We start from the raw sequence: 19,874 nt of genomic DNA, 5'->3' as shown, positions 1-19,874 counted from the left end.
CAAAAAGCTACCGGGGATCTAACTCCAGCTCGCCCCCCGTTGCCAAAAAACCCACCCGTTTATGGCTGCCATCACACAAAGGCTTGTTTTGCGAATGACCGCACCGGCATAAAGCCAGCTTGGCCCGCTCGAGCACCCGCTCCTCGCCGCCTAGCAGGTACCGGCTGCCCTCGGGCAGGTCTATCACCAGCGGCCCGTTCTCACGCAAGCGAATCCGCACGCGCCCAGTTTAGGACATTTAAGCCCGGCAGCCAGACCGACGAAAAGCAGAAACTGACCTCGAGAAGGCTCGCATACCCGTGAAATATCTCAAAGCTACCGTTAGAGTAAAGGAGCTTATGTTAAACCTCGAGTTCCCTCCTTATATCAAGAGTGAACGGGTCAAACACTGGATCACCGAAGCCGTGGCACTATGCAAACCCGATGCGGTGCACTTCTGCGACGGCTCGGAAGAGGAGTACAACGCCCTGTGTGATAAGCTTGTTGAGGCCGGCACCTTTATTCGCCTCAACCCCAAGCTGCGCCCAAACAGCTTTCTGGCTCGTTCCGATCCCAGCGACGTAGCCCGGGTAGAGGATCGCACCTTCATCTGCTCCATCAACAAAGAAGACGCCGGCCCCACCAACAACTGGGTCAATCCCAAAGAAATGCACGCCACCCTGCAGAGCCTCTTCGATGGCTGCATGCGGGGCCGCACCATGTACGTGGTGCCCTTTAGCATGGGGCCGCTGGGCTCCCCCATCAGCTACATCGGCATCGAGATCACCGACTCGGCCTATGTGGTGGTCAATATGCGCATCATGACCCGCATGGGCAAGGCTGTCTACGACGTGCTGGGCGAGGATGGGGAGTTTGTACCCTGCATGCACAGCGTGGGGATGCCGCTGGAGCCCGGACAAAAAGACGTTCCCTGGCCCTGCAACCCCACCACCAAGTACATCGTGCACTTCCCCGAAGAGCGCAGCATCTGGAGCTACGGATCGGGCTACGGTGGCAACGCCCTGCTGGGCAAAAAATGCCTGGCCCTGCGCATCGCCAGCGTGATCGGGCGCGACGAGGGCTGGCTGGCCGAACACATGCTGATTCTAGGGGTCGAAGATCCCAAAGGCCAGAAAACCTACGTGGCGGCCGCGTTCCCCAGCGCTTGTGGCAAGACCAACTTTGCCATGCTGATCCCGCCCAAGCCCTTCCAGGAGGAAGGCTGGAAGGTGACCACCGTGGGGGACGACATCGCCTGGATCAAGCCCGGCCCCGACGGACGACTCTACGCCATCAACCCCGAGGCCGGCTACTTTGGGGTGGCCCCCGGCACCTCCTACGCCACCAACCCCAACGCCATGGAAACCATCAAGGCCAACACCATCTTCACCAACGTGGCCCTCACCCCCGAGGGCGACGTCTGGTGGGAAGGCATGGACGGCCCCCCGCCGGCCAGGGCCATCGACTGGCAGGGCAACGAATGGACGCCGGACTGTGGGCGCAAAGCCGCCCATCCCAACGCCCGCTTTACTGCCCCGGCCCGACAGAACCCGGCCATCGACCCCGAGTGGGAAAACCCCAAGGGGGTGCCCATCAAAGCCTTCATCTTTGGCGGGCGCCGGGCCACGGTGGTGCCGCTGGTCTACCAGAGCTTCAACTGGAGCTTTGGGGTGTACCTGGGCGCCACCATGGGCTCCGAGATGACCGCTGCGGCCTTCGGGCAGATCGGGGAGGTGCGCCGCGATCCCTTCGCCATGCTGCCCTTCATCGGTTACCACATGGCCAGCTACTTCAACCACTGGCTGGACATGGGCCGCCGGGTGGTGGATCCGCCCCGCATCTTCAGCGTGAACTGGTTCCGCAAGGACAAAGATGGCAACTACCTGTGGCCCGGCTATGGTGAGAATATGCGCGTCCTGAAGTGGATTGTGGAGCGGGCCAACGGGCGCGGCTACGCCACCGAAAGCCCGCTGGGCTATGTGCCCCACTACGAAGACCTGGACTGGCGCGGCCTGAACTTCAGCAAGGAGCAGTTCCAGGAACTCATGGCCATCGACCGCGAGCTGTGGCTCAAGGAGATCCTCTCACACGAGGAACTCTTCATCAAGCTCTACGAGCGGATGCCCAAGGAGTTTCTGGCCATGCGCGAGCTGCTGATTTCCAACCTCTGGCGCTCCCCCGAGCACTGGGACGTGAACGGTACAGAAGAGTAACAATCACCCACTACTGGCCTCCCCTGGGGACAGGGGAGGCTTTCTTTATGGCGCTATATTGATGAACATGCAGCGCACAGATTTTAGCTTCTTCCATCGCCTGCGGGTTCGCTGGGCCGAGACCGACCCCCAGGGTATCGTTTTCAACGGGCACTACCTGACCTATTTTGATGTGGCCATCACCGAGTACTGGCGGGCCATTGGCATCCCCTACCCCAGTACGGTGGAGCGCTTTGGGCTGGATTTATTCGTGGTCAAGGCAACGGTGGAGTACCACGCCCCCGCCCACTACGACGACGAGCTGGATATCGGGGTGCGGGTCGGGCGCATCGGCAATAGCAGCATGCAGTTTGTGCTGGGCATCTTCCGGGGCGAGGCCCACCTGATTAGCGGGGAGGTCATCTACGTGGCGGCCCACCCCCAGACGCGCCAGCCCCAGACCGTTCCGCAGGCCATGCGCCAACTGCTGGGTCACTGATACCAGATTCGGTTAGTTCGTCACCGAATGGTGGCGAACTAACCCGACCGAAGGGATACGCTTTCTTCGCCGAGCGTAGCGAGGGGTGTGCTCTAGGATTCAAAAAGATAGCCTCTGAATGTTTTTTGTTTTGAAGATTATCTTTTTGAATCCGGTATGAGCTGGTTGGGTGCTGTTATTCCACCCCTTCAGCACGCAACTCCTGGGCCAGCACCTCCCAGCCCCGGCGCCCCATCAGGGCGTAGGTGTACTCCTTACCCAGCTCCACCCCCGGCTGGTCGAAGGCGTTGATGTTCCACAGCTCGCCCAGGAAGGCGGTCTGCCACATCAGGTGTTGCAGCAGCCAGCCCAGGTGGTAGGCATCGAGTTTGTCCAGGGTGAGGGTGTAGTTGGGCTGGCCGGCCTTGGCCAGGGCGTGGGCGGTGGCTTTGGCCTCGGCGTCCAGCAGCTCGAAGAAGCTTTTGCCAAAGAGGTAGTCGAGGGCCTCGAGCCCCCGCACCGCTGGGATTTCCAGATCCTCGCTGGGGCTTAGCAGGCGCACAAAATTGATGAGCTTGTCGTACGGCCCCTCCCGGAAAAGCTGCACCTGGGCGTGCTGGTCGGTGGTGCCAATGGCCCGTACCGCGGTGGTGCCGGTGCGCACCTCCTGGCCCGCCCGGTCGTGCATCTTGCCCAGCGACTCGTCGTGCAGTTGCACAAACCAGTCCGGCAGGTAGCGCAGGCGGGTGGAGTAGGGCATGAACACCACGATGTGATGGCCTTTCTGGCTAAACAGGTGGTGCAGCAGCGCGGTCTGGGCTGGCAGGTTGTGCTCGAGGGCCGCCCCGGCCTGTTCGTTGGACTTGCGGGCCCCGGCCAGCAGGTTGTCCAGGTCTACCCCGGCAAACGCCAGCGGCAGGGTGCCCACCGGGCAGGTCACGCTAAAACGCCCCCCCACCGCAGGCGGCACCTCGAAGGCCGGGAGCCCTTCGGCCTGGGCGTAGGGACGCAGGATGCCTTTGACGGGGTCGGTGGTAACCACAACATGCCGCTTCCATTCCGGCCCCAGGCGATCCTCCAACCACCTGCGGAAGGCCAGAAAAGCCGCCATGGTCTCGGCGGTGGAGCCCGACTTGGAGATGACGTTGACCAGGGTTTTGGAAGGCTCGAGCTTTCGCAGCAGCTCAAGGATGGGTTCAGGCTCGACATTATCCACAAAATGCAGGCGCACCGGGCCTTTACCCAGGGCCGCGGCCACCGCCTGGGCCCCCAGGGCCGAGCCCCCAATGCCCAGCACCACCAGATCTTCGACCCAGGCCTGGGCCTCGCGGAAGCGCAACACCCGCCGCAGGGTCTCGGTGTCCTCGGGTACGTCAATCCAGCCCAGGAACTCGGCAGGGTTGGACTTGCGCTGCCAGAGCGCATCGCGGGCCGCTTCTAAGCGCCGGGCATGGGCCGCCAGGGCCGAAGGCCAGTCGATGCCCTTTGGGCCAATGCGTTCGAATAGTACGTTTGCCAGATCTAGCCGCAGCATGCGACCAGTGTATCCTGTCCTTCAAAAAATTGGCGTATAACACACCAGGCCCCATCCACACCCATGCAGCGTCCAGGGCGAAATTGGCTAGTTGTTGGCAAGGTGCTAGACTGAGAGGCGTGTCCATATAAGGGCTGACCTGCGCAGACCCGGAACCTTGAAACCTCAATATGACCGAGCCTACCCAGCCTACCGCGGCGCCCCCATCGCCCACAGCGCATTCTGCAGTTGAGGCCTTGTGGCAGCAGCTCGAGCCCCACCTTCACTACCTGAACGATGCGTCCAAGGCCCAGGTGCGGGAGGCCCTCGAGTTCGCCTACCGTGCCCACGAAGGCCAGCAGCGCAAGAGCGGCGACCCCTACATTGTCCACCCCGTGGCAGTCGCGCAAATCCTGGCCGAGCTGGGTATGGATGTCGAGACCTTGCTGGCCGGGCTCCTGCACGACACCATCGAGGACACCCAGGTACGGCCGGAGGAAATCGAGGAGCGCTTCGGAGCTGCGGTGCGCAAGATTGTGGAGGGTGAGACCAAGGTTTCCAAACTCTACAAGCTGGCCCACGCCGCCCAGGAAGACAAGCACGCTGAGGAAAAGCACGCCGAGGATCTGCGCCAGATGTTCATCGCCATGGCCGAGGACGTGCGGATCATCATCGTCAAGCTGGCCGACCGGCTGCACAACCTGCGCACCCTGGAGTTCATGCCCCCCCACAAACAGCAGCGCATCGCCCGCGAAACCCTGGAGATTTACGCCCCGCTGGCCCACCGGCTGGGGATTGGGCAGGTCAAGCTCGAGCTCGAAGACCTCTCCTTCCGCTACCTCGACCCCGAAAGTTACCAGGCCCTCGAGCGCCGTCTCAAAAGCCACCGGGCCGAGCGGGAAGCCGCGGTGCAGGCCGCCAGGGAAAAGCTCGAACAGGCCCTGGCCCGCGACTTCATCCTCAAGCAGTCCATCAAAAAATTCGAGGTCACCGGCCGTACCAAACACCTGTTCTCCATCTGGAAAAAGATGGAGCGGGAAGGCAAAACCATCGAGCAAATCTACGACCTGCTGGCCCTGCGGGTGATTCTGGATCCGCGCCAGGGGCAGGATCCTGAGGAAACCAGCCTGCGTGAGAAGCAGGTCTGCTATCACGTGCTGGGCCTGGTGCACGCCCTGTGGCAGCCCATTCCGGGCCGGGTCAAGGACTACATCGCGGTGCCCAAGCCCAACGGCTACCAGTCGCTGCACACCACCGTTATCGCGGTGAACGGGCTGCCGCTGGAGGTGCAGATTCGTACCCGGGAGATGCACCGGGTCGCCGAGTTTGGCGTGGCCGCCCACTGGCTGTACAAGGAAGGTGTAACCGACCCCGAAGAACTCCGGCGGCGGGTGGGCTGGCTCAAAAGCATCCAGGACTGGCAGCAGGAGTACAGCAGCTCGCGCGATTTTGTCGAGGCCGTGACCAAAGAGCTGCTAGGGGATCGGGTTTTTGTCTTCACCCCCAAGGGCAAACAGGGTTTTATCATAATCACATATGAAAGCTGTCTCCATTCCCAGTCCGTTGCCATATCTAGCCCAGATACCCGATCCCCGCGAGTACCTGAAAACCCAACATCGCTGGCAAGACCTGTTGCTCATCTGCTTGATGGCGGTGGGTTCGGGACGGCACAACATCCTGGCCATCAGCCAGTGGGTGAAAGACCAGCGACGCTTCTTGCTGAACGAGGTGCATATCCGTACCCGCCGGGGTGAACGCAAACTACCTGCGCAAGCCACCCTCTACCGCTTCTTTTGGTTTTTGAGCGAGCACTTAGAACCCTTGCAAAAGGCCCTACTATCCTGGGCTCAGGAGGTACTCAAGGCCTTGGGCAAGGAGGGCGATGAACCTTTGCGCGTAGCCGTGGACGGTAAACACCTGCGGGGCACCCGGCGCATCCGGCGAGGGGAAGAGGCGCTGGTCTTTTTGTCGGCGTTGGTTCAGGGGCTGGGGCTCTCCCTGGGCAGCCAGGGGGTTGTTGCCGGTGAGGCAGCGGCGGCGCAGGGATGGGTGGTACGCATGGAGGGGCTGGGGGTGGACTGGGTGCTGACGGGGGATGCGGCCTTGTGCACCCAGGAGGTGGCGGCAGCGGTGGTGGCGCAAAAGGGGGGTATCTGCTCAGCGTCAAAGAGAACCAGGCGGAGCTCAAGGAGCTGATCCAGTGGGCTTTTGCCAGCTACCAGGCTACAGACCAGCATATTCAGCACCAGGTTCGGGGTGGAGAGGTCTGGACATGGCACCTAGAGGTGCTGCCCCTGCCGGAGGCGGTCAGCGGTTGGCGGGGCTCGCAGATGGCCTTGCGGATGCGGCGGAGGGTGGTGCGCAAAAATACCGGGGAGCTGCGGGAGGAGAGTGCCTATGCGCTGACCAGCCTGCAAGCATCGGCCAAGCAGCTGTATACCCTGTGGCGGGGACACTGGGAGGTGGAGAACCGCTTACACCATAAACGAGACACGGTGTTGGGAGAAGATGCCTGCCGCAGCCGCAAGGGGGCGGTGGGGCTGATGTACTTACGGGATGTAATCCTGAGCCTCTTGCATCTCAAAAAGTGGCCGGTGTTGCGCTCGGTTAGAAAGTTCTCGGCTAATCCTAAGGCTCTACTGAAGCTAATCCGAGGGTTGTGATAAAAGCCTGAAGGGCAAAATCATCAACCTGCCCAAGGGCTCGAGCCCGGTAGACTTTGCCTACCACATCCACACCGAGGTGGGCCACCACATGGTGGGGGCTAAGGTCAACGGGCGCATCGTACCCCTTAGCTACGAACTGCAAAACGGTGAGATCGTGGAGATTCTCACCGCCAAAACCGCCCACCCCTCCAAAGACTGGATCGATTACGCCAAAACCCGCTCGGCCAAGCAAAAAATTCGCATGTATTTCCGGGCTTTTGAGCGGGCCGAGACCCTGGAAAAAGGCATGCGGATGCTGGAGAAGTACTTCAAGCGGCGGGGCCTGCCCCGGCCGCTGGAAAGCCAGCTCGAGGAGGTGGGGCGCAAGCTCATCAAAAGCTCGTCGCCAGAAGACCTCTACGCCGCCATCGCAACTGGGCGGGTGGCACCCCAGCAAGTTGCCCGCATCCTGGCACCTAAAAGCGAATCCGCCGCCATCAGGCCCAGACCGGTTAAAAACACCCTGGGCATCCGCCTGGAATCCAGCCTCAACGCACCCATCAAGCTGGCCAGCTGCTGTGAGCCCGCCAAGGGCGATGCCATCCTGGGGTACATCACCCGGGGCCGGGGGGTCACGATTCACAAAGCGGGCTGCCCCAACATGCGCCGGCTGATGGAGCACGACTCCGGGCGGGTGGTGCCGGCCTACTGGGAAGGGCTGGGCCGGGTAATGCAGCTCGAGGTGCTGGCCGACGACCGGGCTGGTTTGCTACGCGACATCATGGATGCCATCGCCTGGATGGGCAAAAGCGCCATGGGCGTAAACTCGAGCCCCACCTCGCCGCTTTCCTCGCTGTTTCGCATCAGCACCCGCATCGACCTGAGCGAGGGCGAGCAAAAAGCCCTGGACGAACGCCTGCGCAGCGTGCCCAACGTGCGCTCGGTGCGATGGTCGCAGGTGCTGTGAACCGTACGCGCAACCCCAGGAAGCCCCGATGAGTCTGTTCCTGGCCTTGTTCATCGCCTTTGGAATCGGGCTGCTGGCCGAGCGCACAGGCTGGCTCAAGCCGGGGGCTTCCTGGGCGGCCGCGCTGGTGGGGGGCTTACCCTTGTGGGCCGGCGGAATCCCCGCGGCCCTGGCCGTGCTGTTCTTTGTGGCCCTGGGCAGTCTGGCCAGCCGGCTCAACTCGCGCAGCCGCGACCGCGCAGGCCGAACGGCTTTACAGGTGCTGGCCAATGGGCTTCCAGCTGCCCTGGGCCTGGTGCTGGGATCACCGACCTTTTTCCTCGCAGCCCTGGCCACCGCCGCAGCCGATACCCTGGCGACTGAACTGGGTGGCCGAAGCCCGCGGGCCTGGCATCTGCTAAAAGGCCCCGTGGAGAGTGGAACCAACGCTGCCATCAGCGGGCCGGGCACCCTGGCCCTGCTGGGCGGGGCGCTTCTGTTCGCCCCCTGGGCGGCCTGGCTCGAGGTACCCATCTGGGCAGTGGTGCTGGGAGGCATCACCGGCGCGCTGGCCGATACCCTGCTGGGGCTGGGCGAAGATCAACTGCCCTGGTGGAGCAACGACCTCACCAACCTGCTGGCCACCACCCTGGGGGGGCTGGTTGCTATATGGCTCGCCGGGGCATTCGCGGCTTAAGAAATGCTAAACTTCTAGGGCTTCCATTTACACTACCATGACGGTGGGTATTGCCAGCGGTAGCGCCAAAGACCTATGAAGCACCCCCTCAGCGCGTATAAAATGCCCTTTACTGGAATCCCATGCGTCTATTTGGGTAGGCTTGCATAGTGGTGAGACGATGCGCAGTCTTTTGCTGGCCTTCGTATTAGCGCTCGCACCGCTACCCAACCTGCCCTTCATTCCGTCAGGCAGCGAGATTCGGGTGGTGTCTCCAGATTTGCTCACGGTGTATGTGGTCTGGCAAGTGGAGGAACGCAACCTGGTTTTACAAAGCAAGCTGCCCGCCCCTGCCAACCGAGAGGTGCGGGTGCTGTTCCGGGTAGATGGAGGCTATCGCCCGCCCTACAATGGAATCACCACCCCTAGGGGGGACGTCGCCTTAGTCATTCAAGGAGAACGCGTGAGCCTTAACGAGCTTTTAACCCGCACATACCGCCTGAATCTGCCCAACGGGCGTGTCTTGCCGGAGGTACGATGAAACGTATTTTGCTAATTGAAGACGACCCCGAGATCGCACACCTCTTGCAACTCGAGCTGGGCGAGGCCGGTTACACCGTGGACTGGGCCTCGGGAGGAATGTCGGGCCTGGTACGCTTACGCGAGGCCACACCGGATCTGGTCATCCTCGACCTGGGCCTACCCGACCTGGACGGCGGTGAGGTAGCCCGCCGCATCCGGGCGGGCTACGAGGTGCCCATCATCGTCCTCACCGCTGCCGACGCGGTGGAGCGCAAGGTCAGCCTGCTCTCCGACGGGGCCGACGACTACATCGTCAAACCCTTCCACCCCGCCGAGCTGTTGGCCCGCATCCAGGTGCAGCTCCGCCACCGCGAGGGGGGTGAGCAGATCAGCGTAGGGGGCCTAGAAGTCCACCTAGCCAAGCGACAGGTGCTGTTCGAAGGCCAGGAGTTGCGCCTTTCACCCAAGGAATTCGAGTTGCTGTCGCTTTTGGTGAGCCGTGCCGGCAAGGTGTTCAGCCGTCAGGAGATCGAGGAGCACCTGTGGGGAAGGCAGCTCGAGCGTGACTCCAACGTGGTCGATGTGCATATTGCCAACCTGCGCGCCAAGCTGCGCGAGGCCGGTGCTTACGGCTACCTACGCACCGTGCGCGGGGTGGGCTATGCCCTGCGGCAGCGCGAGGCCGAGTGAGCCGGGGCTCCAGCACCCCATTCCCCTATGTCCTTCCGCACCCGACTGATCCTGGCCTATACGATCCTGTGGGTGCTGATTCTGCTGCTGACCCTGAGCATCGCTGTCTACAGCATCAACTTTGGCCTGTATGGACAGGTCGAGCGCACCCTCCTGCGCTACGTCAACGAGGTGGCCTTGCTGTACGCTTCAGGGCGGGCTGGGGAGATTAGCTTACCCCGCGGCCCGGTTAATGTGAGCTTTTACAGCACAGGCGGGCAACTCCTGATAGCCCCCACCCCCGATTTTGAGCAAATCGTACCCAAACACTTTATCCGTTCCGCCAGCAGCACCGCCAAGCCCTACTACGCCCCTACCTTTATGGCGGCCTACCAGGCCATACCAGGGGCGGTGGTGGTGGTCAGCCAGGACACCCGCTACATCGAGAGCATCTCAAGCACGGTGCGCAACACCCTGATCCAGGGCATGGCCTTTCTATTGCCCTTGGGGGCTCTTTTGATTGTGTTGGCGGCCCGCCTCTCACTCATTCCGCTGCACCGCGCGGCCTCGGAGGTGGACAAGCGCGGCCCGCACAACCTCGAGCCCATCCACTACACCGGCCCCAAGGACGACCTGGGGGTGATGGTGGAAAAGGTCAACGACCTCTTGGGCGAGCTGCGCGAGGCCCAGGCGCGCGAGCGGGCCTTCCTGGCCGAGGTCTCGCACGAACTGCGCACCCCCCTGACCTCGCTCAATGGCTACCTCGAGCGCCTCAGCCGCAACCCCGGCGATACCGAGATGCTCGAGCGCGCCCGCAAGATTGCAGCCCATACCGTGCGCATGGTGCAGGATCTCCTGGCCCTGGCCCGCGGTGAGGCCGAACGAAGCGTAAACCCACACATCATCAACCTAGGCGACCTGCTGCGGCAGGCGGTGGGCGAATATCCGGGCGTGGTTCTCAAGATGCCCCGCGAGTTTCCCGAGGTGTTAGGCGACCCCGACCGCTTGCTGCAACTGGCCCGCAACCTGATTGCCAACGCCGTGCGGGCCGCAGGAAGCCCGGAGAAAGTGCAGGTGCGGGTCTGGATGGTCAAGGAACCCACCGACAACCCCCCCGACCCCTACGAGTCCGCCGACGAGCTGCGCACCACCTCCACCCCCGAGATGAAGCCCCCCAAGCAGCCCTGGGCGGCCTTTGCCGTGGTGGATCGGGGGCCGGGCATCGCCCCCGAGGTGCTGCCGCGCCTGTTTACCCGCTTTGCCCGCGGCCCCGAGGGGGGCACCGGGCTGGGGCTGGCCATCGCCAAGCAAATTGCCGAAGCCCATGGGGGCGAGATCCGCGTAGCCAGCCGGCCCGGCGAGACCCGTTTTACCGTGTTCCTGCCCCTGCTGGCTGAAGAGGAATAGTTTTTGTTTGCATCCCTTCGCAAACTTTCGTATTCTTTCGCTATGCCTTCCCTCGAGGCCACCTTCCGACATCAAGACATCCTGGAGATGCTCCGCCGGGATGGACGGGTCAAGGTACGCAAGCTGGCCCAGCACTTCGGTGTTTCTACGGTCACCATCCGCACCGACCTGGAGTACCTGGAACAACAGGGGGCGCTGCGGCGCACGCGGGGGGGTGCTGTACCCGCCGAGACCAAACGTTTCGAGCTTCCCCTGGAGGAAACCCGCCAGGTGCACGCCAGGGAAAAAGAAAACATCGGTAGCTACGCCGCCAGCCTGGTGCGCGACGGTGAGACAATTATTGTGGACGTGGGCAGCACCACCACCGAGCTGGCCAAAGCCCTCCCGCCCTCTTTGAAGAACGTGGTGGTCATTACCAGCGCCCTTAACATCGCCTTGCTGCTGGAGTCGCACCCCGGCCTCACCGTCATCGTGACAGGTGGTACGCTGCGGCCTTTGCAGCACTCGCTGGTCAACCCCTACGGCACCCTGCTGTTGCGCGAGATCAACGCCGACAAAGCCTTTATTGGCTGCAACGGGGTACACCCCGACAAAGGCTTCACCAACACCAACCTGCAGGAGGCCGAGATCAAGCGGGCCATGATCGAGGCGGCCCGTGAGATTATCGTGCTGGCCGACCACAGCAAGATCATGCAGATCGCCGCCGCCCGCATCGGGCCGCTGGAAATAGCCAACCTGCTCATCACCGACCGCAAGGCTAAAAAAGAAGACATCGAGCTATTGCGGCAGCGGGGGCTCGAGGTCGCGGTAGCGCGGCAACCCTAAAGCAGGGGGGCTTTTTCGAAAACCTTCGTAAGTGTTCACAACTATTGACAAGCCCTGGGCTCCGCCCTTAGACTCCGCTTGAACCTTAACGGGGAAAAACTTCCTGCCCATCCAATGTGGTTTTGTCTTGAAGTGTGGCCCCGAAAAGGCTGGTATCTAAGGAGGGATACATGAAACGTCTACTGGTTATGGGAGCGGCCCTGGCCCTCACGGTGGCCTCGGCTCAACAAATGCAGGGGAACCCCAACCTGCGCGGCGAGATCACCGTGTGGAGCTGGGACATTGCGGCCAAGGCCCTGGAGGCCAACATCCCCGGCTTCAACAAGCTCTTTCCCAACGTAAAAGTCAGGGTGCTTGATCTTGGCAACCAGGCCACCTACGACCGCGGCCTGGCCGGCTGCGCCGCCGGCGGGGGCGACCTGCCCGATGTCTACTCCGTTGAAAACAACGAGGCCGAGGTGTTCTGGGCCCGCTTCCCCAACTGCTTTACCGACCTGAACACCCTGCAGCCCGCCGCCTCCACCCTGCGCAACCAGTTCCCCGCCTTCAAGTGGACCGAGCTCACCGTGGGCAACAAGGTCTTCGCCATGCCCTGGGACTCCGGCCCGGTGGTCATGTTCTACCGGCGTGACATCTACAACCAGGCCGGTGTCAATCCAGCCACCATCCGCACCTGGGACGACTTCATCGCCGCGGGCCGCCGCATAGCCCAGGCCACCAACAACCGCGTCAAGGTGGGGGTGATTGCCAACGGGCAGGACGACGAATGGTTCCGCATGCTGGCCAACCAGAACGGCTGCTTCTACTTCAACAACGAAGCCAACGCGGTAACCGTGAACCAGCCCGGCTGTGTGACCGCGCTCGAGACCGTCAAAAAGCTGATCGACGCCGGTATCGTGATGCAAGGCGGCTGGAACGAGCAGATTCAGGCCTTCAAGGCCGGCACCGTGGCCACCAGCATGTTCGGGGCCTGGTACGAAGGCACCATCCGCTCCAACGCCCCCGAGCAGAGCGGCAAGTGGGGCGTGTACCCGATGCCCGCCTCCCGCCCCGGTGGGGTGCGCGCCGCCAACCTGGGCGGTTCGGCCCTGGCCATCCCGGCCTCCTCGCGCAACAAGGAAGCCGCCTGGGCCTTCGTCCGCTATGCCCTGGGCACCACCGAGGGCCAGGTAACCATGCTCAAGGAGTTCGGCCTGGTGCCCTCGCTGCTGGCCGCCACCCGCGACCCCTATGTAAACCAGCCTCAGCCCTACTGGGGCAACCAGCGCATCTGGCAGGTGATCCTGGGCACCCTGGGTAACGTGCCCGCCGCCCGTGGCACCCAGTTCTTCCAGGAAGCCCGCGCCATCATGGTCAAGACCCAGGCCGACTACGTAGCCGGGCGCTTCCCGAGCGCCAAGGCCGCCCTCGACGCCGCCGCCCAGCAGATCTCGCAGGCCACCGGTCTGCCCATCGCACGCTAAAACCACTTTGGGGGTGGGGGCAGCCCCACCCCCTCGCTTTTACAACAGTAGAATCGCTTTGGAGCCTCCCGTGAGGTGCAATATACCCAGACTTTTGACCTGGAGGACGCGTGAAACGTAGCGCGACCCCCTACCTTTTTCTGCTGCCCTACCTGGCGATTTTCGCTTTGTTCTGGGCCTGGCCCATCCTCGAGTCGCTGCTTTTGTCGTTCCAGAACACCCGGGTCTCCCCCCCGGTCTGGAACCTGAGCGTCAACTGGGGGCGCATCCTGGGCGACGCCGCCTTTTGGGATGCCCTGCGCAACACGGTTTTGATCCTGGTCATCCAGGTGCCCCTGATGCTGGCCCTGGCCACCGCGCTGGCCGTTGCGCTGAACTCGCAACTGCTGCGGGCCAGGGGCTTTTTTCGCTTCGCTTTCTTTGCGCCCGTGGTGGTGGGGGCGGTGGCCTACTCGGCGGTGTTCCGTCTGCTTTTTAACCAAAACGGCGCAGTTAATGCGGCCACGGGCCTCGATCTCAACTGGATTTTCGACCCCGTGGGGGCCATGGCGGTCATCATCATCACCCTGACCTGGCGCTGGACCGGCTACAACGCCATCATCATCCTGGCCGGCCTGCAGAGCATCCCCAAGGACCTCTACGAGGCCGCCGAGATTGACGGGGCCAGCCCCTGGCAGCAGTTCTGGCGCATTACCGTACCCAGCCTGCGTCCGGTGTTGCTGTTTTGCCTGGTGCTCTCCATTATCGGAACCCTGCAGCTCTTTACCGAGCCCTGGCTCATTACCAACGGCGGCCCCGGCACCGCCACCACCACCCTGGGGGTCTACCTCTACCGCCAGGGTTTCCAGAACATCAACTTCGGCTACGCCTCCACCATTGCCTACGCCATCACCCTGCTGGCGCTGGTCTTCTCCATCATCCAGCTCCGGCTCTTTGGGAGGGAATCATGAAGCGGCGGCTCTGGTGGCGCAGCTTCTGGCTGCACCTGTTCCTGACCCCCCTGGCCCTCTTGTGGCTGGCCCCCTTGTGGCTAATGTTCGTCTTCTCGACCCACCCCGAGACCGCCATCTTCAGCACCCCCACCCCCATCCTGCCGAGCAACCAGTTTGCCGCCAACCTGCAAAGCCTGCAGTCCGACACCAACTTCCTGCGCACCTTGTTCAACAGCGTGATGGTGGCCAGCATCTACACGGTGCTCTCCATCTTCCTGACCAGCCTGGCCGGGTACGCCTTCGCGCGTTTTGAGTTCTGGGGCAAGGGACTGCTGTTCTCCTTGGTGATTGCCACCCTGACCATCCCCTACTTTGCGGTGGTGATCCCCCAGTTCATCCTGGTAGCCCGCGAGGCCAAAACCCTGCTGGCAATTTTGATTGGGATGGCGGTGTTTGGTGGTATCGCGGCCCTGCTGGCCTGGCTCCGCTTTTCACCCGCGCTCGGGCGGGTGCTGTGGGTGGGGTATGCGCTGGCGGCCCTGGCCTACCTCTTTCTGGGGGGTGCCGGCGCTGCGCGAGGCCATGACCTTCGACTTTCGCCTCACCAACACCTGGTGGGCGGTGATTCTGCCCTCGCTGGCCAACAGCCTGGGGGTGTTTTTCATGCGGCAGAACTTCCTGAGCCTGCCAGCAAGCCTGCTCGAGGCCGCCCGTATAGATGGGGCCGGTGAGTTTCGCATCTTCTTCCGCATAGCCGTGCCGCTGGTGCTCCCGGCCATGGCCGCCCTGGCCATCATCCTCTTTTTGGCCTCCTGGAACGACTACCTGTGGCCTTTGCTGGTGCTCTCGGATCGGGAGATGCAGACCGCCCCGGTGGCGCTGGGCTCGCTGATTGGGCTTACACGGGTCTCGTGGGGGGGCATCATGGTGGGGGCGGTCATGACCACCCTGCCCTTCCTGGTGCTGTTCCTGTTCCTGCAGCGCTACTTTATTGCGGGCATTACCGCGGGAGGGGTGAAGGATTGATACACACCCTGTTCCGCACTCTACAAAGCCCACCCGCGGCTGGGATTCCTTCGGTGAAGGTTGATCCCTCGAGCCCATTCCCCCTTCTGCGCGACCGCGCACTTTACCCTGAGCTATGTTAGGCGTCTGCTACTATCCCGAACACTGGCCCCGCGAACGCTGGGCCGAGGATGCCCGGCGCATGCGCGAACTGGGCCTGACCTACGTACGCATTGGCGAGTTTGCTTGGAGCGCCATAGAGCCCGACCCGGGCCGCTTTACCTGGGACTGGCTGGATGCGGCCATAGAAACCCTGGGCCAAGCCGGCCTCAAGGTGGTGCTGGGCACCCCCACCGCCACCCCACCCAAGTGGCTCATCGACCAGCACCCCGACATCCTGGCCTACGACATCCAGGGACGGCCCCGCAAGTTTGGCTCGCGCCGGCACTACAGCTTTAGCAGCCGGGTTTACCGCGAGGAGGCCCGCCGCATCGTCACCCTGCTGGCCCAGCGCTACGGCCCCAACCCCTATGTGGCCGGCTGGCAGACCGACAACGAGTACGGCTGCCACGACACCACCCGCAGCTACGGCCCCGAAGACCTGCGGGCCTTCCGGCTGTGGCTACAGGCCCGCTACGGCAGCATCGAGGCCCTCAATCAGGCCTGGGGCAACGTGTTCTGGAGCATGGCCTACCGGGCTTTTGGTGAGATCGACCTGCCCAACCAGACCGTTACCGAGGCCAACCCTTCGCACTGGCTGGATTTTTACCGCTTTAGCTCGGATCAGGTGGCCGCCTTTAATCGCATGCAGACTGAAATCCTGCGGCAGTATGCCCCCGAGAAGTTCATCGTGCACAACTTCATGGGCTACACCCCGGACTTCGACCACTTCAAGCTGGCCCAGGATCTCGACATCGCCGGCTGGGACAGCTACCCCCTGGGCTTCACCGACATGGACGTGCTGCCCTGCACAACAGAGGAAAAGCTCCGCTACGCCCACAGCGGCCACCCCGATATGGCCGCCTTCCACCACGACCTCTACCGCGGGGTCAAGCCGCGCTGGTGGGTGATGGAGCAGCAGCCGGGGCCGGTCAACTGGGCCCACCACAACCCCTCCCCGGCCCCCGGCATGGTGCGGCTGTGGACCTGGGAAGCCCTGGCCCACGGCGCCGAGGTGGTGAGCTACTTCCGCTGGCGGCAGTTTCCCCAGGCCCAGGAGCAGTTCCACGCCGGGCTGAACCGGCCCGATTTCGAGCCCGACCTGGGCTTTTTCGAGGCCCGGCAGGTAGCCCAGGAGCTCGGCCAGCTGCCCCTACCCCCAAGCGCCCCGGCCCCTGTGGCCCTGGTCTTCGACTACGAGGCCGACTGGGTCTACCGGATCCAGCCGCAGGGCCAGGGGTTTGTGTACCGCGACCTGGTCTGGAATTTTTATCAGGCCCTGCGCAGCCTGGGGCTGGATGTGGACATCGTGCCACCGGGGGCCCGCCTGAGCCCTTACCGGCTGGTGGTGGTGCCCAGCCTGCCCATCCTGCGCGAAGCGGCCCTGCAGGCCTTCCAAGAGGCCCCTGGCGCTGTGGTGTTTGGGCCGCGCACCGGCTCAAAAACCGAGGCCCTGGGCATACCGGCCCAGCTGCCCCCTGGCGCTTTGCAGGCCCTGCTGCCCATCAAGGTAACCCGGGTGGAAAGCTGGCGCCCCGGCCTGAGCGAGACCGTTGTCTGGCAGGGCCGGCCCTGGCCGGTGGGGGTCTGGAAGGAGTGGCTCGAGTCCAGCCTCACCCCGGTGGCCACCTTTGCCGATGGCAAGGGGGCCATCTACCAGCACCACAACCGGCACTACCTGGCCTTCTGGCCGGGCCGGGAGTTTCTGCAAAGCTATCTGGCCGGGGTGGCCCAGGGCCTGGGCTTGCCGATCCAACCCCTGCCCGAGGGCCTGCGCATGCGGCGGCGGGGCCCCTGGGCGTTTGCCTTCAACTACACCAACCAGCCCCAGCCCGCCCCAACCCCCCCAGGCGCCCGGTTCATTTTGGGCGGCCCCACCGTGGCCCCTTATGATCTAAGTATCTGGATCGAGGAGTGACGCCGTGCAGATTCAGGGCTACGAGTTCAACATCAGCGCGGGCCGGCTCGAGGAGACCCTGGGCGGCTACCTGCTGAGCGGCAAAACCGTCCAGATCGGGCATCCCTTTGGACGCACCCTATTTTTCAAGCACGGCTGGCAGAGCTGGAGCGAGGCCGGCTGGGTGAGCCTGAAGGAGAGCCCCCAGCCCATCCAGCCCCCCGAGCGGCGGCCCCAGTGCGACGACCCCGCCTACGCCCTCTCGCCAGTGCACGGCGGCAGCGGCCTGGGGGGCCTCGAGGGCCACGACGGGCGGATGCTCTTCCTGGGGGCTCTGCGTCCGGGGGCGCGCATCGAGGCCGACCGCCTCTATTTGAAGGGTATCTGCGACCACGAAACCCAGTGGTTTCTGGCCTACGGCGAACAGCAAGAAGTGCTGACCCGCTACGCCGAACTGCTGGCCAACACCCTGGGCGTCCGGGGCCAGCAGCCCGCCCCCCGGGTCTGGTGTAGCTGGTATAGCTATTACAGCGATATCTCAGAAAGCAAGATGCTGGAGACCATCGCCGGTTTGCAGGGCCTGCCCTTCGAGGTGTTCCAGCTCGACGACGGCTGGCAGCAAAACATGGGCGACTGGGAGCCCAACCACAAGTTCCCCTCGGGCATGAGCACCATCGCCCTGCGGGCCCAGAGCCAGGGCCTGACCCCCGGCCTCTGGCTGGCCCCCTTTATCGCCCGGCCCAGCTCCAGCCTGTTCAAGGAGCACCCCGACTGGTTCTTGCGCGACGAGCAGGGCGAGCTGGTCTCGGCGGGCAGCAACTGGGGCGGCTACTACGCGCTGGACGTGACCCTGCCAGCCGTACAAAGCTGGCTGCAGAGCCTGATCCAGAAGGTGCGGGGCTGGGGCTACCGCTACTTGAAGCTGGACTTTCTGTTCGCCGCTGCGCTGCCCGGCAAACGGCACGCCAACGAGTCCCGCGAGGAGGCCTACCGCGAAGCCCTGCGCCTCATCCGCGAGGCCGCCGGCGACGATGTGTACATCCTGGCCTGCGGGGCCCCCATCCTGGCCTCGCTGGGCCTGGTGGATGGGCTGCGCATCGGGCCGGACGTGGCCCCTTACTGGGACAACGAAGACCGGCGGGTGTACCTGCACGACCCCACCGGCCCCAGCGCCTACAACGCCCTGCGCACCAGTCTGCACCGCCTCTGGCTGAAGCCGCTGGTGCACACCGACCCCGACGTGGCCTACTTCCGCACCCGCTACAACCTGCTCACCCCGGCCCAGCGCGCGGCGTTGCAGGATCTGGCCCTGGTCGCGGGCTTCAAGGCCACCTCCGACCCCCCCGAGTGGCTGGACGGCGAGGAGCGGGAACAGCTCAGGGAGTGGCTCGAGGCCACCCCCTCCATCCTCCAGACCGGCCCCTACACCTTCAAGATTGGTGGGCGTGAAGTGGATTTCTCGAGCTGGCTGGAGATCTAGCCCCGCTTCGCGCCTTATGACCCTCGAGGAGACCATGCATAAGCGCGTGTATACAAAAAAAGACGGCCGGATGCTGTATCTGTACGGCCTGAAGCCCCACACCCTACCGGCGCTCGAGGAAGGCGAAAACACCGGCCAGGCCCAGTCCCACGCCCGCTGGCACCCCCTGCGGCAGGAGTGGGTGGTGTTTGCCGCCAGCCGCCAGGGGCGCACCTTCCTGCCTCCCAAAGAATATGACCCCCTGGCCCCCAGCAGGCCCGGCGGCTTCCCCACCGAGATTCCCTTCGAAGACTTCGAGATCGCCGTCTTTCAGAACCGCTGGCCCTCCCTCTCCCCCCACGCCGGGGCTCCGCCCGAGGGCCTGGTCATCCCCACCCGTGATGCGAAAGGCGACTGCGAGGTGGTGGTGTATACCCCCGAGCACAGCGGCAGCCTGGCCTCTTTAAGCCCCGAGCGGCGCGAGCTGCTGGTGCGGGTCTGGGCCGACCGCTACCGCGAGCTGTACGCCCGCCCCCAGATCCAGTACGTGATGCCCTTCGAGAACCGGGGCGAGCAGATGGGGGTCACGCTGCACCACCCCCACGGGCAAATTTACGCCTACCCCTGGGTTCCACCCATCCTGCAAAAGGAGCTCGAGGCCTTCCAGAAAAGCCCCCTGCTGCTCAATCTGCTGCCGCACCTGGGGCCCTACACGGTGCTGGAGGATGCGCACGTGCTGGCCTGCATCCCCCCTTTTGCCCGCTACCCTTACGAGGTGCTGCTCTTCCCCAAACAGTTCCGCCCCGGCCTGTGGGCCTTTACCGAGGAGGAGATCCGCAGTTTCGCCAAAGCCTTGGGCCAGGTGGTGCAGAAGCTGGATAACCTGTTCCACAAGCCCATGCCCTACGTGATGGCCCTGCACGCCGCCCCCAAAGGCGCGGAGGACGTTTTCCATTTTCACGTGGAGTTCTACCCGGCCCTGCGCACCGCCGACAAGCTCAAGTACCTGGCCGGCACCGAGCTGGCCGCCGGCACCTTTGCCATGGATGCCCTGCCCGAGGAGACCGCGCGGGTGCTGCGCGAGGTGGCGATCTGAGCACGGCCCTT

General features: G+C 63.7%; 18 protein-coding genes and 2 pseudogenes. 18 read left to right on the top strand and 2 right to left on the bottom strand.

The window, feature by feature from the left end; genetic code table 11:
• Nucleotides 1-7: 7 nt before the first annotated feature.
• Nucleotides 8-220 (bottom strand): CDGSH iron-sulfur domain-containing protein, encoded by a 213-nt coding sequence (locus MTAI_RS01520; protein ID WP_027888658.1) that lies wholly within the window; start codon nucleotides 218-220, stop codon nucleotides 8-10.
• A gap of 118 nt (nucleotides 221-338) precedes the next feature.
• On the opposite strand from MTAI_RS01520, the gene MTAI_RS01515 reads away from it, so the two are divergent.
• Together MTAI_RS01515 and MTAI_RS01510 are read left to right on the top strand one after the other, a co-directional pair.
• Nucleotides 339-2,192 carry a phosphoenolpyruvate carboxykinase (GTP) gene (locus MTAI_RS01515; protein WP_027888657.1) on the top strand — a complete coding sequence of 618 codons (1,854 nt, stop codon included), beginning with the start codon at nucleotides 339-341 and terminating at the stop codon, nucleotides 2,190-2,192.
• 67 nt (nucleotides 2,193-2,259) lie between these two features.
• A complete protein-coding gene (locus tag MTAI_RS01510; protein ID WP_027888656.1) occupies nucleotides 2,260-2,670 on the top strand; it encodes an acyl-CoA thioesterase in 411 nt (136 codons plus the stop codon).
• A 175-nt stretch (nucleotides 2,671-2,845) separates the two neighbouring features.
• Here MTAI_RS01510 and MTAI_RS01505 read toward each other — a convergent pair whose 3' ends face one another.
• Entirely contained in the window at nucleotides 2,846-4,183 is a 1,338-nt protein-coding gene (locus tag MTAI_RS01505; RefSeq protein ID WP_027888655.1) for a hypothetical protein, read from the bottom strand.
• 170 nt (nucleotides 4,184-4,353) lie between these two features.
• Between MTAI_RS01505 and MTAI_RS01500 the strand changes: the two are divergent.
• The 16 genes and pseudogenes from MTAI_RS01500 to galT all read left to right on the top strand — a co-directional run.
• Nucleotides 4,354-5,676 (top strand): annotated as a pseudogene (locus tag MTAI_RS01500) (RelA/SpoT family protein); the annotation flags it as partial.
• 22 nt (nucleotides 5,677-5,698) lie between these two features.
• Entirely contained in the window at nucleotides 5,699-6,358 is a 660-nt protein-coding gene (locus MTAI_RS15170; protein ID WP_245392050.1) for a transposase family protein, read from the top strand.
• The gene (locus MTAI_RS15165) at nucleotides 6,268-6,825 is read left to right on the top strand and encodes a DDE transposase family protein (protein WP_245392049.1); all 558 of its coding nucleotides are present in this window, start codon (nucleotides 6,268-6,270) and stop codon (nucleotides 6,823-6,825) included. The genes MTAI_RS15170 and MTAI_RS15165 overlap by 91 nt, the downstream gene beginning before the upstream one ends.
• Before the next feature lie 10 nt (nucleotides 6,826-6,835).
• A pseudogene (locus MTAI_RS01490) lies at nucleotides 6,836-7,774 on the top strand (TGS domain-containing protein); the annotation flags it as partial.
• 28 nt (nucleotides 7,775-7,802) lie between these two features.
• Entirely contained in the window at nucleotides 7,803-8,450 is a 648-nt protein-coding gene (locus tag MTAI_RS01485; protein WP_027888653.1) for a DUF92 domain-containing protein, read from the top strand.
• 160 nt (nucleotides 8,451-8,610) lie between these two features.
• Nucleotides 8,611-8,970, top strand: a complete 360-nt coding sequence (locus MTAI_RS01480; protein ID WP_013015049.1) for a hypothetical protein — start codon at nucleotides 8,611-8,613, stop codon at nucleotides 8,968-8,970.
• A complete protein-coding gene (locus MTAI_RS01475; protein WP_013015050.1) occupies nucleotides 8,967-9,641 on the top strand; it encodes a response regulator transcription factor in 675 nt (224 codons plus the stop codon). Before MTAI_RS01480 ends, MTAI_RS01475 begins: the two co-directional genes overlap by 4 nt.
• Nucleotides 9,642-9,668: 27 nt before the next feature.
• A complete protein-coding gene (locus tag MTAI_RS01470; protein WP_027888652.1) occupies nucleotides 9,669-11,027 on the top strand; it encodes a sensor histidine kinase in 1,359 nt (452 codons plus the stop codon).
• A gap of 42 nt (nucleotides 11,028-11,069) precedes the next feature.
• Nucleotides 11,070-11,852 (top strand): DeoR/GlpR family DNA-binding transcription regulator, encoded by a 783-nt coding sequence (locus tag MTAI_RS01465; protein ID WP_027888651.1) that lies wholly within the window; start codon nucleotides 11,070-11,072, stop codon nucleotides 11,850-11,852.
• A gap of 170 nt (nucleotides 11,853-12,022) precedes the next feature.
• Nucleotides 12,023-13,315, top strand: coding sequence for an ABC transporter substrate-binding protein (locus MTAI_RS01460; RefSeq protein ID WP_027888650.1), 1,293 nt, complete (start codon nucleotides 12,023-12,025; stop codon nucleotides 13,313-13,315).
• A 110-nt stretch (nucleotides 13,316-13,425) separates the two neighbouring features.
• The gene (locus MTAI_RS01455) at nucleotides 13,426-14,265 is read left to right on the top strand and encodes a carbohydrate ABC transporter permease (protein WP_027888649.1); all 840 of its coding nucleotides are present in this window, start codon (nucleotides 13,426-13,428) and stop codon (nucleotides 14,263-14,265) included.
• Entirely contained in the window at nucleotides 14,262-14,978 is a 717-nt protein-coding gene (locus tag MTAI_RS01450; RefSeq protein WP_245453124.1) for an ABC transporter permease family protein, read from the top strand. The genes MTAI_RS01455 and MTAI_RS01450 overlap by 4 nt, the downstream gene beginning before the upstream one ends.
• Nucleotides 14,869-15,273 (top strand): carbohydrate ABC transporter permease, encoded by a 405-nt coding sequence (locus MTAI_RS15160; protein WP_245453123.1) that lies wholly within the window; start codon nucleotides 14,869-14,871, stop codon nucleotides 15,271-15,273. The genes MTAI_RS01450 and MTAI_RS15160 overlap by 110 nt, the downstream gene beginning before the upstream one ends.
• A 115-nt stretch (nucleotides 15,274-15,388) precedes the next feature.
• Entirely contained in the window at nucleotides 15,389-17,329 is a 1,941-nt protein-coding gene (locus MTAI_RS01445; RefSeq protein WP_027888647.1) for a beta-galactosidase, read from the top strand.
• Between the two features lie 4 nt (nucleotides 17,330-17,333).
• Nucleotides 17,334-18,788: a glycoside hydrolase family 36 protein gene (locus tag MTAI_RS01440; protein ID WP_027888646.1), complete on the top strand. Its 1,455-nt coding sequence runs from the start codon at nucleotides 17,334-17,336 to the stop codon at nucleotides 18,786-18,788.
• 34 nt (nucleotides 18,789-18,822) lie between these two features.
• A complete protein-coding gene (galT, locus tag MTAI_RS01435) occupies nucleotides 18,823-19,863 on the top strand; it encodes a galactose-1-phosphate uridylyltransferase (protein WP_027888645.1) in 1,041 nt (346 codons plus the stop codon).
• The last annotated feature ends 11 nt before the right edge of the window (nucleotides 19,864-19,874 follow it).

Source organism: Meiothermus taiwanensis WR-220, from assembly GCF_003568585.1.
GTDB lineage: Bacteria > Deinococcota > Deinococci > Deinococcales > Thermaceae > Meiothermus > Meiothermus taiwanensis.
The sequence above is the reverse complement of the archived record's forward strand: the minus strand, read 5'-3'. Positions and strand labels throughout refer to the sequence as shown.

Bases quoted from the DNA above. Each gene is read 5' to 3' on its own strand.
- MTAI_RS15170 (WP_245392050.1), top strand. From the start codon at position 5,699: ATGAAAGCTGTCTCCATTCCCAGTCCGTTGCCATATCTAGCCCAGATA.
- MTAI_RS01505 (WP_027888655.1), bottom strand. From the start codon at position 4,183: ATGCTGCGGCTAGATCTGGCAAACGTACTATTCGAACGCATTGGCCCA.
- MTAI_RS01470 (WP_027888652.1), top strand. From the start codon at position 9,669: ATGTCCTTCCGCACCCGACTGATCCTGGCCTATACGATCCTGTGGGTG.
- MTAI_RS01475 (WP_013015050.1), top strand. From the start codon at position 8,967: ATGAAACGTATTTTGCTAATTGAAGACGACCCCGAGATCGCACACCTC.
- MTAI_RS01480 (WP_013015049.1), top strand. From the start codon at position 8,611: ATGCGCAGTCTTTTGCTGGCCTTCGTATTAGCGCTCGCACCGCTACCC.
- MTAI_RS01445 (WP_027888647.1), top strand. From the start codon at position 15,389: ATGTTAGGCGTCTGCTACTATCCCGAACACTGGCCCCGCGAACGCTGG.
- MTAI_RS01485 (WP_027888653.1), top strand. From the start codon at position 7,803: ATGAGTCTGTTCCTGGCCTTGTTCATCGCCTTTGGAATCGGGCTGCTG.
- MTAI_RS01450 (WP_245453124.1), top strand. From the start codon at position 14,262: ATGAAGCGGCGGCTCTGGTGGCGCAGCTTCTGGCTGCACCTGTTCCTG.
- MTAI_RS01460 (WP_027888650.1), top strand. From the start codon at position 12,023: ATGAAACGTCTACTGGTTATGGGAGCGGCCCTGGCCCTCACGGTGGCC.
- MTAI_RS01515 (WP_027888657.1), top strand. From the start codon at position 339: ATGTTAAACCTCGAGTTCCCTCCTTATATCAAGAGTGAACGGGTCAAA.
- MTAI_RS01465 (WP_027888651.1), top strand. From the start codon at position 11,070: ATGCCTTCCCTCGAGGCCACCTTCCGACATCAAGACATCCTGGAGATG.
- galT (WP_027888645.1), top strand. From the start codon at position 18,823: ATGCATAAGCGCGTGTATACAAAAAAAGACGGCCGGATGCTGTATCTG.
- MTAI_RS01510 (WP_027888656.1), top strand. From the start codon at position 2,260: ATGCAGCGCACAGATTTTAGCTTCTTCCATCGCCTGCGGGTTCGCTGG.